This is a genomic window from Dietzia cercidiphylli (assembly GCF_039531545.1).
Taxonomy (GTDB): Bacteria; Actinomycetota; Actinomycetes; order Mycobacteriales; family Mycobacteriaceae; genus Dietzia; species Dietzia natronolimnaea.
In genome coordinates, this window is the sequence record NZ_BAAAQG010000008.1 from 30,035 (window position 1) to 46,352 (window position 16,318).

Annotated in this window: 14 protein-coding genes, 1 tRNA gene and 1 other RNA gene; 3 read left to right on the top strand and 13 right to left on the bottom strand. The window is 71.4% G+C overall.

Features of this window, described 5'->3' with window-relative positions; all coding sequences use genetic code 11:
• Nucleotides 1-5 precede the first annotated feature (5 nt).
• From nuoK to ABD250_RS09685, 13 genes are all read right to left on the bottom strand, one after another.
• On the bottom strand, nt 6-305 hold the full coding sequence (nuoK, locus tag ABD250_RS09625) for an NADH-quinone oxidoreductase subunit NuoK (RefSeq protein ID WP_095717142.1): 300 nt from the start codon (nt 303-305) through the stop codon (nt 6-8).
• Nucleotides 302-1,090 (bottom strand): NADH-quinone oxidoreductase subunit J, encoded by a 789-nt coding sequence (locus ABD250_RS09630; protein WP_182658044.1) that lies wholly within the window; start codon nt 1,088-1,090, stop codon nt 302-304. The genes nuoK and ABD250_RS09630 overlap by 4 nt, the downstream gene beginning before the upstream one ends.
• Nucleotides 1,090-1,689: an NADH-quinone oxidoreductase subunit NuoI gene (nuoI, locus tag ABD250_RS09635; protein WP_182658043.1), complete on the bottom strand. Its 600-nt coding sequence runs from the start codon at nt 1,687-1,689 to the stop codon at nt 1,090-1,092. Before nuoI ends, ABD250_RS09630 begins: the two co-directional genes overlap by 1 nt.
• Nucleotides 1,682-3,013 carry an NADH-quinone oxidoreductase subunit NuoH gene (gene nuoH / locus ABD250_RS09640; RefSeq protein WP_182658042.1) on the bottom strand — a complete coding sequence of 444 codons (1,332 nt, stop codon included), beginning with the start codon at nt 3,011-3,013 and terminating at the stop codon, nt 1,682-1,684. Before nuoH ends, nuoI begins: the two co-directional genes overlap by 8 nt.
• Nucleotides 3,010-5,655: an NADH-quinone oxidoreductase subunit G gene (locus ABD250_RS09645; protein WP_344391974.1), complete on the bottom strand. Its 2,646-nt coding sequence runs from the start codon at nt 5,653-5,655 to the stop codon at nt 3,010-3,012. Before ABD250_RS09645 ends, nuoH begins: the two co-directional genes overlap by 4 nt.
• The gene (nuoF, locus tag ABD250_RS09650; RefSeq protein WP_182658024.1) at nt 5,652-6,998 is read right to left on the bottom strand and encodes an NADH-quinone oxidoreductase subunit NuoF; all 1,347 of its coding nucleotides are present in this window, start codon (nt 6,996-6,998) and stop codon (nt 5,652-5,654) included. Before nuoF ends, ABD250_RS09645 begins: the two co-directional genes overlap by 4 nt.
• A gap of 1 nt (nt 6,999) precedes the next feature.
• Nucleotides 7,000-7,773: an NADH-quinone oxidoreductase subunit NuoE gene (nuoE, locus tag ABD250_RS09655; protein WP_344391976.1), complete on the bottom strand. Its 774-nt coding sequence runs from the start codon at nt 7,771-7,773 to the stop codon at nt 7,000-7,002.
• Nucleotides 7,770-9,074, bottom strand: a complete 1,305-nt coding sequence (gene nuoD, locus ABD250_RS09660) for an NADH dehydrogenase (quinone) subunit D (protein ID WP_182658019.1) — start codon at nt 9,072-9,074, stop codon at nt 7,770-7,772. Before nuoD ends, nuoE begins: the two co-directional genes overlap by 4 nt.
• A complete protein-coding gene (locus ABD250_RS09665) occupies nt 9,074-9,727 on the bottom strand; it encodes an NADH-quinone oxidoreductase subunit C (RefSeq protein ID WP_425551893.1) in 654 nt (217 codons plus the stop codon). Before ABD250_RS09665 ends, nuoD begins: the two co-directional genes overlap by 1 nt.
• Nucleotides 9,728-9,873: 146 nt before the next feature.
• The gene (locus ABD250_RS09670; RefSeq protein WP_182659493.1) at nt 9,874-10,428 is read right to left on the bottom strand and encodes a NuoB/complex I 20 kDa subunit family protein; all 555 of its coding nucleotides are present in this window, start codon (nt 10,426-10,428) and stop codon (nt 9,874-9,876) included.
• A gap of 25 nt (nt 10,429-10,453) precedes the next feature.
• Entirely contained in the window at nt 10,454-10,813 is a 360-nt protein-coding gene (locus ABD250_RS09675) for an NADH-quinone oxidoreductase subunit A (protein WP_182639554.1), read from the bottom strand.
• Nucleotides 10,814-11,060: 247 nt separating this feature from the next.
• The gene (locus ABD250_RS09680) at nt 11,061-11,474 is read right to left on the bottom strand and encodes an Rv3143 family two-component system response regulator (RefSeq protein WP_422110541.1); all 414 of its coding nucleotides are present in this window, start codon (nt 11,472-11,474) and stop codon (nt 11,061-11,063) included.
• 116 nt (nt 11,475-11,590) lie between these two features.
• Nucleotides 11,591-11,678, bottom strand: a tRNA-Ser gene (locus tag ABD250_RS09685).
• Nucleotides 11,679-11,784: 106 nt separating this feature from the next.
• Here ABD250_RS09685 and ffs point away from each other — a divergent pair.
• The 3 genes from ffs to ABD250_RS09700 all read left to right on the top strand — a co-directional run bounded on the left by ffs (nt 11,785) and on the right by ABD250_RS09700 (nt 16,317).
• Nucleotides 11,785-11,879, top strand: an RNA gene (gene ffs, locus ABD250_RS09690) — signal recognition particle sRNA small type.
• Between the two features lie 47 nt (nt 11,880-11,926).
• Nucleotides 11,927-13,198, top strand: coding sequence for an aspartate aminotransferase type Ic (locus ABD250_RS09695; RefSeq protein ID WP_182659495.1), 1,272 nt, complete (start codon nt 11,927-11,929; stop codon nt 13,196-13,198).
• 506 nt (nt 13,199-13,704) lie between these two features.
• Nucleotides 13,705-16,317 carry a DNA polymerase III subunit gamma and tau gene (locus ABD250_RS09700; protein WP_344391984.1) on the top strand — a complete coding sequence of 871 codons (2,613 nt, stop codon included), beginning with the start codon at nt 13,705-13,707 and terminating at the stop codon, nt 16,315-16,317.
• Nucleotide 16,318: the final 1 nt, after the last annotated feature.

A 16,318-nucleotide genomic window follows, 5' to 3' on the forward strand; every position in this document is an offset into this window, starting at 1 on the left:
CGTCCTCAATACCTGAGCAGACTGGCGTCGTCGATCGAGGCCGATCGGCGGGAACGGTAGATGGCCATGATGATCGCCAGGCCGATCACGACCTCGGCCGCGGCCACCACCATGACGAAGAACGCGAACACGTGACCGCCCACGTCGCCGTGCATCCGGGCGAACGTCACCAGGGCCAGGTTGGTGGCGTTGAGCATGAGCTCGATGCACATGAACACCACGATCGCGTTGCGCCGCAGCAGGAACCCGGCCGCGCCGATGGTGAACAGTACGGCCGAGAGGTAGAGGTAGTTCTCCGGGTTCACGGTCGTCCCCCCTCGGCAGGTCCCGCCGTACCGCCGGCCCCCGGATCGTCTCCGGGTCCCAGTTCCCTGCCGCCGCCGTGCCGGCGAAGGACCTCGCTCACCGAGTCGGTGGAGTCCGAGCCGTCGGGCAGCCGGGCCGGCATGTCGGCGGAGTTGCGCCGCGCGTACACGCCGGGGCTGGGCAGCGGCGTCACGCGGGCGTGGCCGTCGTGCTGCCAGTCCAGGAAGCGCTGCTCGGACATCTCGCGCTGGGTCCGGCGGCCGGAGAATCGTTCGCGGTGCGCCAGCACCATGGCGCCCAGGGTGGCGATGATCAGCAGCACCCCGGTGAGTTCGAACGCCCACACGTGGCGGGTGAACAGCAGCTCGGCCAGGGCGGGCACGTCGTTGTGGTCGGCGCCGAAGCCGGTGAAGGGGGGCAGCTCCGCGCGGGCGAGGCCGGTCGCCAGGAGGACCCCGAAGCCGAGACCGGCGACGATCGCGGCCACGCGGTGTCCGCGGATCCGCTCCACCAGGGACTCCGAGGACTCCACGCCGATGAGCATCACCACGAACAGGAACAGCATCATCACCGCGCCGGTGTAGACGACGATCTGGCCGACGCCCAGGAACACCGCACCCTGCGCCATGTACAGCACGGCCAGGGCGACCATCGTCATGGCCAGGCACAAGGCGGAGTAGACCGCCTTCTTGGCGGAGACCACCCCGAGTGCGCCGACGACGACGACGACCGCCAGCACCCAGAACAGGACCGACTCCCCGGTGGACACCGGCGCCCCGGCCATCAGGACCCGTCCCCGTGTGTGGGCGCACCCTGGGTCGGCGGGGCGGCCTCGCCCGGTGCCGCCCCGTGGGGTGCGCTCTGCGCCGCGCGGAGGACGTCGCCGCGGTAGTAGTCGGCGTGCGTCGTGCCCGGGGCCATGTCGTGCGGGGCGGGGACCATCCCGTCGAGCATCGGCCCCAGCAGGTCCTGCTTCTCGTAGATGAGTCCGGCCCGGTCGTCGCCGACCATCTCGTACTCGTTGGTCATGGTCAGCGCGCGGGTCGGGCAGGCCTCCACGCAGAGGCCGCACCCGATGCAGCGCAGGTAGTTGATCTGGTAGATCCGCCCGTAGCGCTCGCCCGGGGAGTAGCGCTCGTCCTCGGTGTTGTCGGCGCCCTCCACGAAGATCGCGTCCGCCGGGCAGGCCCACGCGCACAGCTCGCAACCGATGCACTTCTCGAGGCCGTCGGCATAACGGTTGAGCTGGTGGCGGCCGTGGTAGCGGGGAGCGGTGGGGACCCTCTCCTCCGGGTACTGCTCGGTGTGCTTCTTGCGGAACATCGTCGCGAACGTCACACCGAACCCGGCGATCGGCTCGAGGATCCTCGGAACCCTAGGCATTGCGGCCCTCCTCCGATGCGGTGCGCTGGGGTGATGCGGTGTTCTCGGGCGAGGGCGTGCGCCGGGGTGGTGCAGTGGGCCGGGCCAACGCCGCGCGCTGGTGGGGCAGCGGCGGGACGGGGAACCCGCCCGCCACCGGGTCGAAGGGCGCCGGGTCGAGGGCGTCCTCGCGGCGGGGGCGGGGACCGATCCGGGCGCGCAGCGCGATCACGATCACGGCAGCGGCGATCACGCCGGCGGTCACCAGCGCGATGGTCAGACCGTCGTAGCCGGCGTTCGAGAACGCCCGGATGCTCGCGACGGCCATCACCCATGCCAGGGAGACGGGGATGAGCACCTTCCAGCCGAAGCCCATGAACTGGTCGTAGCGCAGCCTCGGCAGGGTGGCGCGCAGCCAGATGAACAGGAACATGAAGCCCCACACCTTGATCACGAACCACAACAGCGCCCACCACCCGGAGTCCGCGCCGTCGATCAGGGAGAACGGCAGCGGGGCCTGCCAGCCGCCGAGGAACAGGGTGGCCGCCAGGGCCGAGACCGTGGTCATGTTGACGTACTCGGCCAGCATGAACATGGCGAACCGCAGCGACGAGTACTCGGTGTGGAATCCCCCGACCAGTTCGCCCTCGGCCTCGGGGAGGTCGAAGGGCGCCCGGTTGGTCTCGCCGACCATGGAGATCACATAGATGAGGAACGAGGGCGCCAGTAGGAACACGAACCAGACCTCGGACTGAGCGGCGACGATCCCCGAGGTCGACATGGTCCCGGCGAACAGGAACACACCGACGAAGGACAGGGCCATGGCGATCTCGTAGCTGATCACCTGCGCCGTGGACCGCAGCCCACCGAGCAGGGGATAGGTGGAGCCGGAGGACCACCCGGCCAGCACGATGCCGTACACGCCGATCGAGGTGACGGCCAGGATGTAGAGCACTCCCACGTTCAGGTCGGTGAGTTGCAGCGGCGTCCGGTACCCGAAGATCGAGACCTCGGGCCCGAAGGGGATCACGGCGAACGCCATGAACGCCGGGATCACCGCGATGACCGGGGCGAGCAGAAAGATCGGCTTGTCGACCCCCGCGGGGATCAGTCCCTCCTTGAGGGCGATCTTGACGCCGTCGGCGAGGCTCTGCAGCATGCCCAGCGGACCGACCCGGTTGGGTCCGACGCGCATCTGCATCCAGGCGATGACCTTGCGCTCGAGGTAGATCGCGGCGAGCACCGTCACCACGAGGAACACGAAGACGGCGAGCACCTTGATCAGCATCAGCCACCAGGGGTCGATGCCGAAGGCGGACAGGTCCGAGTATCCGTCCGAGGTCACGGGGCCACCTCCCCGGCGCCGATCCGGACGACGTCCCCCGCAGCCGCGGCGAGCGTGGCGTTGACGGTCGACCCGGGTGAGTTCTGCGGTAGCCACACCACGCGATCGGGCATCTCGGTGACCGCGCAGGGCAGCGTGATGGACCCGCTGTCCGTGGAGACCGTCACCGGTTCGCCGTCCGAGGCGCCGACCTCGAGGACTGTGGCCGCGGAGAGCCTGGCCACGGGGGTCCTGGCCGTCCCGGCCAGGTGCGGTTCGCCGTCCTGCATCCGCCCCGAGTCCAGCAGCATCCGCCAGGTGGCCAGGACGGCCTGCCCGGCGGCGGGCTCGGGGATCCGGTCCCGGTCCGGGCGAGCCGACCTCGTCGTCGTCGCGGTCGTGGCCTCCTCCTCGCGCGCCCCCCCGACCGTCCCACCGACGGGCGCCCGCGGGCCCAGGGTCTCGCTCACGGTCGCCAGTTCTCGCCGGACGGACTCGACGTCGGTGAGGCCGAACCAGGCGCCCATCTCCTCGGCGAGAGCGTTCAGGACCCGGTGGTCGGGGAGGGCGTCACTGCGGGTCAGCGCGGCGGCGAAGGGTCGCTCGCGGCCCTCCCAGGTGAGGAAGGTGCCGGCCTTCTCGGCCACGGGCGCGACCGGCAGGACCACGTCGGCGCGGTCGCTGATCTCGCTCCGGCGCAGCTCGATGCTCACCACGAACCCGGCCGCGTCGATCGCGGCGAGGGCCGCGCGGGGGTCGGCCAGGTCCGCGGCCTCGACCCCGCCCACCAGCAGCGCGGTGAGGTCCCCCGAGGCGACGGCGCGGAGCTGGTCGTCGGTGGACCGGCCGGGTGTGTCGGGCAGCGGCTCCGAGCGCCACAGTTCGGCCAGCGCGCGGCGGGCACCCTCGTCGGAGACGGGTCGGCCCCCGGGCAGCAGGCCGGGCAAACATCCCGCCTCGAGGGCCCCCCGCTCGCCGGCTCGCCGCGGGATCCATGCCAGGCGCGCCCCGGTGGTCTCGGCGAGTGCCTCCGCCGCCGACAGTCCCCCGGGGACCGCGCCCAGTCGCTCGCCGGCCAGGATGACGGCGCCGGGAGCGCGCAGGAGTGCGGGCAGGTCGGCCAGGCCAGTCTCGTCAGACAGGTCGGACATGCCGGGCAGCTCGGCCAGCGAGGGCCCGGTCGAACCCGCCACCCGGGCCAACGCGGCGAGGACCTCCGGCTCGTCTCCCGGCACCGTCGGCACGAGTGTGGCGCCTGTCTTGCGCACCGACGGCGAGGCGAACGGGGCCACCGAGACGACCCGCACCCCGAGGTCGCGCGCGGCCCGACGCAGGCGGAGGAAGACTATCGGCGACTCCTCCTCGGGGTCGAAGCCCACGAGCACGACCACCGGGGCGGTCTCGAGATCGGCGTAGGTGACCGCCTCGGCCCCACCCGGGTGGCGGCCGACCACGTGCCGGGCGAGGAAATCCGCCTCCTCGGACGACTGATGGCGCGCTCGGAAGTCGACGTCGTCGGTCCCCAGGACCGCGCGGGCGAACTTCGCGTAGGCGTACGCGTCCTCCCGGGTCAGCCGCCCGCCGGTCAGGACGCCCGTGCGACCGCGTGCGGCGGACAGTCCCGCGGCGGCCGTGGCGAGCGCGGTGCTCCACGGGACCGGCACCAGGCCCCCGTCGCGGCCGCGGATCATCGGGGTGGTGAGGCGGTCGGGCTGCGTGGCGTAGGCGAAGGCCCACCGGCCCTTGTCGCAGTTCCACTCCTCGTTGACGTCCGGGTCGTCACCGGCCAGCCTGCGCAGGACCTTCCCGCGGCGGTGGTCGGTCCGCTGCCCACAGCCGCTGGCACAGTGCTCGCAGACGCCGGGGCTCGAGACCAGGTCGAACGGGCGCGCCCGGAAGCGGTACGCGGCGCCTGTGAGGGCCCCGACCGGGCAGATCTGGACGGTGTTGCCGGAGAAGTACGACTCGAAGGGCTCGTCCCCGTAGACGCCCACCTGTTGCTGGGAGCCCCGTTCCATCAGGTCGATGAACGGGTCGCCCGCGATCTGGTCCGAGAACCGGGTGCACCGCGCGCACATCACGCACCGCTCGCGGTCGAGCAGGACCTGCGACGAGATCGCGATGGGCTTGGGGAACGTGCGCTTGACCTCGGTGAACCGGGAGTGGCCGTGGTTGCTGGAGAGTGCCTGGTTCTGGAGTGGACACTCGCCGCCCTTGTCGCAGACTGGGCAGTCCAGCGGGTGGTTGATCAGCAGGAGCTCCATGACCCCGCGCTGGGCCTTGTCCGCGATCTCGGAGGTGAACTGGGTGCGCACCACCATGTCCTCGGTGACCGGGGTGGTGCAGGAGGTCACGGGTTTGGGGGCGCCCTCGACCTCGACGATGCACTGGCGGCACGCGCCGGCCGGCTCGAGCAGCGGATGGTCACAGAACCGCGGGATCTGCACCCCGAGGCGTTCGGCGGCGCGGATCACCAGCGTGCCTGCGGGCACGGAGACCCGGCGACCGTCCACGGTGAGGGTGACCAGATCCTCGTCCCCGTCGGGCGTCAGATCGGCCACGGTGTCGTCGGCGCGCGGGGTGAGCTTGTTGGGCACCGGGTCACCGGTGGCGCTGTCCGAGGGGGCGCTGGCGCGGTCGGGTGCGGGGTCGCCGGTGGTCATCGGGCCACCTCCTCGGTCCGGGCGAAGACGGTCGAGCGGCTGTGGTCGAAGGGACAGCCGTCGGGGATGTGGGCCAGGTACTCGTCCCGGAAGAGCGCGATGGACGACATGATGGGAGCGCCGGCGGCGTCGCCGAGTGCGCAGAACGACTTGCCGACGATGTTGTCCGAGATGTCGAGCAGCCGGTCCAGATCGCTCTCCGTGGCGGTGCCGTCCTCGAGCCTGCGCATGATCTGCACCAGCCAGAACGTGCCCTCGCGGCAGGGTGTGCACTTGCCGCAGGACTCGTGGGCGTAGAACTCCGACCAGCGCAACACGGCCCGCACCACGCAGGTCGTGTCGTCGAAGATCTGCAGCGCCTTGGTGCCGAGCATGGAGCCCTCGGCCGCGCATCCCTCGTAGTCCAGGGGCATGTCCAGCTGGGCGTCGGTGAGGATCGGGGTGGAGGAACCGCCGGGGGTCCAGAACTTGAGGGTGTGCCCCTCCCGGATGCCGCCGGCGTGATCCAGCAGTTCACGCAGGGTGATGCCGAGGGGCGCCTCGTACTGGCCGGGCCGGGCGACGTGGCCGGACAGCGAGTACAGCGTGAAGCCGGGGGACTTCTCCGATCCCATCGAGCGGAACCACTCGGGCCCGTGCTGGAGGATCGACGGGACGCTCGCGATGGACTCGACGTTGTTGACCACGGTGGGACAGGCGTAGAGGCCGGCGACGGCCGGGAACGGGGGACGGAGCCGGGGCTGCCCTCGACGGCCCTCGAGGGAATCGAGGAGCGCGGTCTCCTCACCACAGATGTAGGCGCCGGCGCCCGCGTGGACCACGATGTCCAGGTCGAACCCGCTGCCCAGGATGTCGCGCCCCAGGAACCCGGCCTCGTACGCCTCGGCGACCGCGGTCTGCAGTCGCCTCAGCACCGGTACCACCTCGCCGCGCAGGTAGATGAACGCGTGGGAGGCGCGGATGGCGTACGCCGCGATCACCATGCCCTCGATCAGCACGTGGGGCGTGGCCAGCATGAGGGGCATGTCCTTGCAGGTGCCGGGCTCGGACTCGTCGGCGTTGATCACCAGGTAGTGGGGCTTGGCGGCGGGGTCGCTGGCCTCGGGATCCTCGGGCGCGTCGGGGCCGGGGGCCTGCGGGATGAAGCCCCACTTGCGGCCGGTGGGGAAGCCAGCCCCGCCCCGGCCTCGCAGACCCGCGTCGAGGACGGTGGAGATCACCTCGTCCGGGCCGGTGGCCAGGGCCTGTCGCAGGCCCACGTAACCGTCGTTGGCCAGGTAGGTCTCGAGTGTCCAGCTCTCCGGGGCGTCCCAGTATCGGCTGAGGTACGGCGCGAGCGGCATGTCAGGCCTCCTCGTCGGTGGGAGCGGAGGGCTGGGGCCCCGGCGCGTCGGTCGCCTGCATCCCGGCCGCCCTCGCGGCACGGAGACCGGTCAGGGTGGGCCCACCCGGCGCGCCGTCATTGGCGCCGGGGCGCGGGTCGGGGAAGCCCGCGAGGATGCGGGCCGTCTCGCGGAAGGTGCACAGCGGGGCACCACGGGTGGGGGTCACCGGCCGCCCGGCCCGCAGGTCGTCGACCACCCGCCGGGCCGAGGCCGGGGTCTGGTCGTCGAAGAACTCCCAGTTGACCATGACCACCGGGGCGTAGTCGCAGGCGGCGTTGCACTCGATGTGCTCCAGGGTCACCCGGCCGTCGTCCGTGGTGCCGGGGCCGTCGAGGTCCAGGTGCTCGGCGAGGGAGGCCAGGATCTCGTCGCCGCCCATCACCGCGCAGAGCGTGTTGGTGCACACCCCCACCAGGTAGTCGCCCGTCGGCGTCCGGCGATACATCGAGTAGAACGTCGCCACCGCCATCACCTCGGCCGCGGTCAGGTCGAGCACCCGGGCGCAGAACTCGATGCCGGCCGGGGTGATGTGCCCGTCCTCCGCCTGCACGAGGTGCAGCAGCGGGAGCAGCGCCGACCTGGCCTGCGGGTAGCGGGAGACGATCACGGCGGCATCGGTGGCCAGCCGCTCCAGGACCTCGTCCGGATACGTCCGCCGGGCGCCCGGGCGGACGATCGCGCCCGTCTCGTCGGGCTTCTGACCGAACTGGAGGAAGACCGGCTCGCCGCTCATCGGTCGACACCCCCCATCACCGGGTCGATGCTGGCGACGGCGGCGATCACGTCGGCGAGCATCCCGCCCTCGCACATCGCGGCCACAGCCTGCAGGTTGGTGAACGACGGATCGCGGTAGTGGACTCGGTACGGGCGGGTGCCGCCGTCCGAGACCATGTGCACTCCCAGCTCGCCGCGGGGCGACTCGACCGGCACGTACACCTGACCCGGGGGCACCGCGAACCCCTCGGTGACCAGCTTGAAGTGATGTATCAGGGCCTCCATCGAGCTGTCCATGATGTGGCGGACGTGCTCGGCGGAGTTGCCCAGGCCGTCGGGGCCGACCTTGAGCTGGGCGGGCCACGCGATCTTGGGGTCGTCGACCATCACGGGGCCGGGCTCGAGCCGGTCCAGGCACTGTTCGACGATCCTCAGCGACTCCTTCATCTCGTCCACCCGGATGACGAACCGGTCGTAGCAGTCGCTGCCCGACCCGGTCACCACGTCGAACTCGTAGGTCTCGTACCCGCAGTACGGATCGGTCCGGCGCACGTCGTGGGGTAGCCCGCTGGCCCGCAGCACCGGTCCGGTCACCCCGAGGGCGATGCATCCGGTGAGGTCGAGGTAGCCCACGCCCTCGAGCCGCATCTTCCAGATCGGGTTCTGGCGCAAGAGGAGCTCCATCTCGCGGATGCGACCGGGCATCACCTCCAGTAGCTCGCGGACCTTGGGCACGGCCTCGTCCGGTAGGTCCTGGACCACCCCGCCGGGCCGGACATAGGCGTGGTTCATCCGCAGTCCGGTGATGATCTCGAAGACGTCCAGGACCATCTCCCGCTCGCGGAACCCGAACAGCATGGGGGTACTGGCGCCGAGCTCCAGGGCGCCGGTGGCGAGCGCGACCATGTGCGAGGAGATCCGGTTGAGCTCCATGAGCATCACCCGGATGACCGACGCCCGCTCCGGGATCTGGTCGGTGATCCCGAGCAACCGCTCCACCCCGAGGCAGTAGGCGACCTCGTTGAAGAACGGCGAGAGGTAGTCCATCCGGGTGACGAAGGTGACGCCCTGGGTCCAGTAGCGGTACTCGAGGTTCTTCTCGATGCCGGTGTGGAGGTAGCCGATGCCGCAGCTCGCGCGGGTGACGGTCTCGCCCTCGATCTCGAGGATGAGCCGCAGCACCCCGTGCGTGGACGGGTGCTGGGGGCCCATGTTGACGACGATGCGGTCGTCGTCGGCGTTCCGTGCCGCGTCGCTGATCGCCTCCCAGTCCTGCCCGGTCGCGGTGAGGACGGTGTCCGAGTCGGTTCTGTCGGCCATCAGCTGTAGGCCCTCCGCTGGTCCGGGGGCGGGATGGTCGCGCCCTTGTACTGCACGGGGATACCGCCGAGCGGATAGTCCTTGCGCTGCGGGTGGCCCTCCCAGTCGTCCGGCATCTGGATACGGGTGAGCGAGGGGTGTCCGTCGAAGTGGACGCCGAAGAAGTCGTAGGTCTCCCGCTCGTGCCAGTCGGTGGTCGGGTAGATCCTGGTCAGGGTCGGGATGTGCGGGTCGGAGTCGGGGGCCGACACCTCCAGGAGCAGCCGGCGGTTGTGGGTGATCGACTGGAGCGGGTAGACCACGTGGAGTTCGTGGCCCGCGGCCTCGGGGTAGTGGACCCCGCTCGCCCCGAGTGACATCTCGAAGCGGAGAGTGGGGTCGTCCCGGAGCGTCAGCGCGACCACCGGCAGATGTCGGCGCCGGACGTGCAGGGTCAGCTGCCCTCCGTGCACCACCACGCTCTCCACCGCCTCGTCGAAGGTCGTTCCGCCCCGCGATGCCAGTGCGGCGGCGAGCGCGGCGACCACCTCGTCGTCGTCCCCCCCGTCGGGCGGCCGGGTACCGCCCGGCATGTCGACGGGGCGCACGAGCCCGCCGAACCCGGAGGTGTCCCCGGAGCCGCGCACCCCGAACATGCCGTGGCGGACCCCGATGGTGGTCGTAGCGCCGCCGTCCGGGCCCGCGGGGTCAGGGGCATCGGCCGGGACCCGTTGGTCGGCGACGTCCCGGCGGTCTGTGGCGTCGGGAGCGCCGGGGGCCCGGTCGCGGTCGTCGGGGGCGCCGGAGGTCGGACGGCCGGTCACCGGAACATCCCCTCGACGGGGATGAGCGGGCGCTGGTCCAGGGCCGCCTGCTCCGCCGCGCGGACGGCCTCGGCCCGGTTGGCGCCGAGGGGCAGGTGCTGGATCTTGTCGTGCAGGGTGATGATCGCGTGCATGAGCATCTCGGGCCGCGGCGGGCATCCGGGCAGGTAGATGTCCACGGGGACGACGTGGTCGACGCCCTGGACGATCGCGTAGTTGTTGAACATCCCGCCCGAGGACGCGCACACGCCCATCGCCAGCACCCACTTGGGCTCGGCCATCTGGTCGTACACCTGGCGCAGGACCGGGGCCATCTTCTGGCTGACGCGGCCGGCGACGATCATCAGATCGGCCTGGCGGGGGGAGGCCCGGAACACCTCGGTCCCGAACCGGGCCAGGTCGTAGCGGCCGCCGCTGGTGGCCATCATCTCGATGGCGCAGCACGCCAGTCCGAAGGTCGCGGGCCAGAGCGAGCCCTTGCGCATGTAGCCCGCGAGCTGCTCGACCGTGGTCAGCAGGAACCCGCTCGGCAGTTTCTCTTCCAGTCCCATGACTGTCTCCTCCTCCCGGTCCCGGTCAGTCCCAGCTCAGTCCGCCCCGACGCCACTCGTAGGCGTAGGCGACGGAGACGTTGACGACGAACAGGGCCATCGCGGCCAGCCCGAACAACCCGAGGTTGTCGAAGTGGACGGCCCACGGATAGAGGAAGAGGATCTCGATGCCGAAGATGATGAACAGCATCGCGGTGAGGTAGTACTTCACCGGGAATCGCCCGCCACCGACCGGTTGCGGGGTGGGCTGGATGCCGCACTCGTAGGCCTCGAGTTTCGACCTGTTGAACCGGCTCGGACCGGCCAGCGAGGAGACCAGCGAGGAGAAGACGGCAAAGGCGACGGCGACGGCCCCGAGGGCCAGGATCGGCACGTACTCGTTCATCGCGTCACTCCTCGCGTGTTCCTCGAGAAGTCACCTGTGGGCGCACTTCTCCTGCAACCGCATGGGATCGCCGGCGACCGGCTGTGGTGGGGTCACGGCCCGCCGTCTCCCTGTCGGATCGGGGTGTTCCTCGACTGTGACTCTACTCACATTGCTTTGACGCGTGTCTGGGGTTTCGGCAGACGGATTTTCGGCGGTCTGTGGCGGACGACTGCAGCGGCTGCCCGTGGCGGCCGGCGGCGCGATCTCAGGACGGCGCGAGGAGCGAGGTGACGGTGTCCCGCAGACGCAGCGGGTCGATCGGGTGCGGGACCGACGCGTCGGCCCGGGACCAGTCGGCCAGCCACCGGTCGTCCGCTCGTCCGATGAGCACGAGGATCGGCGGGGTGTGGTCGAGCTCGTCGCGCAGTTGCTTGGCCAGGCCAAGCCCGCCGGTGGGGGCGGCTTCACCGTCGAGGATCGCGAGACCGATCCCCCCGGCGTCCATGTGCTCGATCACCACCGGCGCCGTGGCGACCTCGGTGTAGTGCAGTCGGGGGAGGTCGGGGTGCGGTCGCGTGCCCAGCGCGGACATGACGCGGCTGCGGGTCGCGGCGTCGTGGCTGTAGACGAGCACCCGTAGCTCGACGTCCGGACTGGTGATCTCGGTCACGTTCGCGATGCTACCGAGCGGGCTCGGTGGCGGTGCGGGTTGCGGTGGACGCGACTCGTGGTGCGGTGAGGGCCGGGAAATGAGAGACGCGGCCCGGGCTCGAGAGCACCGGGCCGCGTCTGCGGCGGAGGATAGGGGATTTGAACCCCTGAGGGGCTATAAACCCCAACCCGCGTTCCAGGCGAGCGCCATAGGCCACTAGGCGAATCCTCCGTGGACGAGAGTACCCAGCGCGGCCAACCACTGGCAAACCATCCGGGAATCACCGGCCACATCCCGGGCTGCGTGCAGCGGCGGAGGCGGCACGGCTAGACTCGTCACCGGACCCCGCGCGGCGTCCATCCTGTGAACTCCCCCAGGGCCGGAAGGCAGCAAGGGTCAGCGGGCTCTGGCGGGTGCGCGGGGTCCCTTTACGTCTGGGTACACACACCACCGACGATGTCGACCTCCCGGAGGCCACTATGGCGCTGTCCGATCTCTCCGCCGACGAACTCACCCGACTCGAGTCCGAGTTGTCGTCCGAGTACGACTCGCTCGCCGACCGGGGACTGTCCCTGGACCTGACCCGCGGGAAGCCGTCACCCGAGCAGTTGGACCTCTCCGAGCGACTGCTGGCGCTTCCGGGGGAGGGCGACCACACGGCCGGCAAGACCGACGTCCGTAACTACGGCGGCGGCGCCGGTCTGCCGGAGCTCCGCGGGATCATCGCCGAACTCCTGGGCGTGGACGCCGGCCGCGTGATCGCCCAGGACAACGCGAGCCTGTCGATCATGTACGACCTGCTGACGTTCTCGATGCTGTTCGGTACGCCCGACTCGGAGCGCCCGTGGAAGGACGAGCCGAAGCTCCGCTGGCTGTGCCCGGTCCCCGGGTACGACCGGCACTTCGGCATCACCGAAGCCCTCGGTATCGAGATGATCCCGGTGGCGATGGGGGAGGGCGGCCCGGACATGGACGAGGTGGAGCACCTCGTCGCCACGGACCCGTCGATCAAGGGCATGTGGTGTGTGCCGATCTACTCCAACCCGACCGGGACCGTCTACAGCGACCACACCGTGTCCCGGCTGGCCCGGATGGCCGCGGCCGCCCCGGACTTCCGGGTGATCTGGGACAACGCCTACGTGGTGCACACGCTGACCGAGGACTTCCCCAAGGTGCCCGATGTGGATTCGCTGGCCGCCGAGGCCGGTCACCCCAATCGATTCCTGCAGGTGTGTTCGACCTCCAAGATCACCTTCGCCGGGGCGGGGGTGTCGTTCCTCTCCGCCTCCGAGGCGAACCTCGACTGGTACCTGGGGCACACCGGGATCCGGTCGATCGGCCCCAACAAGGTCAACCAGCTGGCACACGCGCGCTTCTTCGGTGACGCCGACGGGGTGCGGGACCACATGCAGAAGCACCGCGAGATCGTGGCCCCGAAGTTCGAGGCGGCCGCCGCCGCACTGGGCCGGAGGCTCGGCGGGTACGAGGTGGCGACGTGGACGAGTCCCGAGGGCGGGTACTTCATCGACCTCGAGGTGCCGGACGGTACCGCCACGGAGACCGTCCGTCTGGCCAAGGCGGTCGGGGTCGCGCTGACCCCGGCGGGTTCGGCTTATCCGTACGGGCAGGATCCCGACGATCGGCACATCCGGTTGGCCCCCACGTTGCCGCCACTGGCCGAGGTGGAGGAGGCGATGGACGTGGTGGGCCTGTGCGCGCTGCTCGCCGCGTGCCGCGATGCGCGAAAGTGATGTAACAGCGCCTCCCCCTTCGTTAATCACTGCCGCGCGTGGGCGGTGTACGCCGCGCGCCTCCGTTCGCCCTCCCACGCGGTTCGCCACGCCGCTGTCACCTGCGAGACGTGCTCGACCGTGATCTACACCACGTTCCCATGTGGTGGGCGCGCCGGTGCGGGCAGTGGCGGTGGCGCTGACGTGCACGTATGTCAGTCCCCGCGCAGTTGAGCAATAGTCAACGAAGGGAGGTCCTTGATCCCCACAGGTCGGCATGGTTGTATCTGAAACGTCCGGACCCCATAAGGGATCGGGCACCGGAGTGCGGCTGAGGGGCTGCGAGGGGCCGGTGCTCCGATCCTGGTCCGGAACCGCGCCGCGAGGGTCTGAGGGGGCCCGCACCGCCGCGCGAGGGACGTCGGGAGGGGCTGCGGAGACGCGGCCCCTCCGGTCATTTCCGGAGGTCGGGTCCCGGGACGCGGAGGGCGGACCTCGCCGTCGTACCCCCTGGGTACCCTCTACACGTGGCCCTCTATCGGAAGTACCGCCCCGCCTCCTTCGCCGAGGTCGTGGGCCAGGAGCACGTCACCGAACCGCTCTCGGTGGCCCTGTCCTCCGGTCGCATCAACCACGCCTATCTCTTCTCCGGCCCGCGCGGGTGCGGCAAGACGTCCTCCGCCCGCATCCTCGCCCGGTCGCTGAACTGCGTGGAGGGACCCACCGCCACGCCGTGCGGGCAGTGCGATTCGTGCGTGGCCCTGGCGCCCGGGGGCACGGGCACGCTGGACGTCACCGAGCTCGACGCGGCCAGCCACGGCGGCGTGGATGACACCCGCGACCTGCGTGAACGGGCGTTCTTCGCGCCGGCGTCGTCCAGGTACCGGGTGCTCATCATCGACGAGGCGCACATGGTCACCAATGCGGGCTTCAACGCGTTGCTCAAGATCGTGGAGGAGCCGCCGGAGCACCTCATCTTCATCTTCGCCACCACCGAGCCGGAGAAGGTGCTGCCGACCATCCGCTCGCGGACGCATCACTACCCGTTCCGCCTGCTCACGCCGTCGTCGATGCGCGGGCTGGTCGAGCGGATCAGCGAGCAGGAGGGGGTGAAGGTCGAACCCACGGTCTTCCCCCTGGTCATCCGCGCGGGTGGCGGGTCGCCGCGTGACACCTTGAGCGTGCTGGATCAGCTGATGGCCGGCGCCGGCGAGGAGGGCATCACCTACCCGCGCGCGGTGAGCCTGCTGGGGGCCACCGAGGTCGCGCTGATCGACGACACCGTGGACGCGCTCGCCGCGGGGGACGGTGCCACGCTGTTCCGGACCGTCGACAAGGTCATCGAGGCCGGGCTGGACCCCCGCCGGTTCGCCGCGGATCTGCTCCAGCGGCTGCGGGACCTGATCATGGTGCAGTCGGTGCCCCAGGCCATCGAGCGAGGGCTGGTCGACGCCCCGGTCGAGCAGGCCGACACCATGCGGCGCCAGGCGGAGACCATCGGGCCCGCCACCCTCGCTCGGTGCGCGGACATGGTGCACGAGGGAATGGGGTCGATGCGTGGCGCTACCTCTCCCAGGCTGCTGCTGGAGATCCTCTGCGCCAAGCTGCTGCTGCCCTCCGCCGACGACTCCATGATCGCGCTGCTGCAGCGGGTCGAAGCCCTGGAGTCGGGCACCGCGCCGGCGGGCACCGCCGCTCCCGGTGGTGCCCGAGCGCGGGACGGGGGTCCGGCCGGAGGGGGTGGGGCTTCGCCGGACGACGACGAGGGGCGCCCCGGCTCGGGCGGCGCACCCGGCACGCAGTCGCCGGCCCAGGCGGAGGGGCGGCCGAAATTCGTGCGCCGATCCCAGGCACAACCCGCCCAGCCGGCCGCCCGGCAGGAGCAGGACGGCCCCGCACCCGCCGCGCAGGCGCCCGCGACGGCGCCGCAGGCACCCGCTGGGCAGGCGCCCGAGCCCGCCGCCCGGCCGGTACAGGCCTCGCCCGACGGATCGGCCGTGCCCGCCGAGTCCATCGCGCAGCAACTGGCGGAGAGCCGGCGAACGGCCGGTCCCTCGGCTCCCGCTCCGGAGCCCGCGCCGCGCGACGCCGCACCCGGGCCTGCCGCTGAAGTGTCCTCCGACGTGGCCGCGGGCCCCGCGACCCCGCCTCAGGCCGCACCCGCAGAACCGGAAGAGTCGCGACCCTCCGCCTCGCGGTCGGCTCCGCCTGAGCCCGTGCCGGCGCCTGCGTCCGCATCCACGCCTGCGCCCGCGTCCTCGCCTGCGCCCGCGTCCTCGCCTGCGCCCGCGTCCGCACCCACGCGTGCGTCCGCACCCGAGAGCGAGCCCACCCCGGAGACGGTGGCGGACCCGTGGCGCGAGCCGCAGGTGGCTCAGGGGCGCGCGCAAGACAATGTGCAGGACCAGGCGCACGACCAGGCGCGGCCCACGAGCGAGGCTCGACCGGGGGCGGCCCCGGAGCCGGGACGTGAACCCGAACCCGCCGCTGCCCCCGGCATGGAGGCCGAGGACATCCGCCGTGCATGGCCCGCGATTCGCGACGCGGTCCGCAGGAGGACCCGCACCGTCGAGGTGATGCTCGCCGGCGCGACGGTCGCCGGGGTCGACGGCCGGGTCATCCACCTCGTCCATGACTACGCCCCGCTGGCCAAGCGGCTGTCCCAGCCGCACAACGCCACCGCGATCACCGACTCGGTCACCGAGGTGGTGGGCGGGGACTGGACGATCCGCTGCACCTCGGGTGGAGCCACGGCCGCCGCCGCAGACGGTGCCCCGGCTCCCGCTCCGGCCCGTGGCGCAGCCCCGGCACCGGCGGATGCGCCCGGGAACGCGCAGCAGCCCGAACCCCAGGGGTGGCAGCGTCGGCTCCGTGGGGGTGACGCCGGTCAGGGTGCGGGATACGGGCGGTCCGGCGAGGGCGGTGCGCCCGGTGGCGGGTACGACGACATCCCGCCGCCGCCCGAGGAGCCCGAGCCGGAGGCCGGTGAACCCGACGGTCCGCCACCGCCCCCGGTGAGCGAGGAGGAGATGGTGGACGAGGCCCGCAGTGGGCCGCAGAACATCGATCACCGGACCGGCGAGGACATCGCGCTCCAGTTGCTCAAAGAGCACCTCGGGGCCCGCCCGCTCGAGCGCTGAG

What these genes read in the sequence shown, in the direction of transcription:
- ABD250_RS09630 (WP_182658044.1), bottom strand. Translation starts at nt 1,090, where the DNA reads ATGGCCGGGGCGCCGGTGTCCACCGGGGAGTCGGTCCTGTTCTGGGTG.
- nuoI (WP_182658043.1), bottom strand. Translation starts at nt 1,689, where the DNA reads ATGCCTAGGGTTCCGAGGATCCTCGAGCCGATCGCCGGGTTCGGTGTG.
- ABD250_RS09645 (WP_344391974.1), bottom strand. Translation starts at nt 5,655, where the DNA reads ATGACCACCGGCGACCCCGCACCCGACCGCGCCAGCGCCCCCTCGGAC.
- nuoF (WP_182658024.1), bottom strand. Translation starts at nt 6,998, where the DNA reads ATGCCGCTCGCGCCGTACCTCAGCCGATACTGGGACGCCCCGGAGAGC.
- nuoE (WP_344391976.1), bottom strand. Translation starts at nt 7,773, where the DNA reads ATGAGCGGCGAGCCGGTCTTCCTCCAGTTCGGTCAGAAGCCCGACGAG.
- nuoD (WP_182658019.1), bottom strand. Translation starts at nt 9,074, where the DNA reads ATGGCCGACAGAACCGACTCGGACACCGTCCTCACCGCGACCGGGCAG.
- ABD250_RS09670 (WP_182659493.1), bottom strand. Translation starts at nt 10,428, where the DNA reads ATGGGACTGGAAGAGAAACTGCCGAGCGGGTTCCTGCTGACCACGGTC.
- ABD250_RS09675 (WP_182639554.1), bottom strand. Translation starts at nt 10,813, where the DNA reads ATGAACGAGTACGTGCCGATCCTGGCCCTCGGGGCCGTCGCCGTCGCC.
- ABD250_RS09695 (WP_182659495.1), top strand. Translation starts at nt 11,927, where the DNA reads ATGGCGCTGTCCGATCTCTCCGCCGACGAACTCACCCGACTCGAGTCC.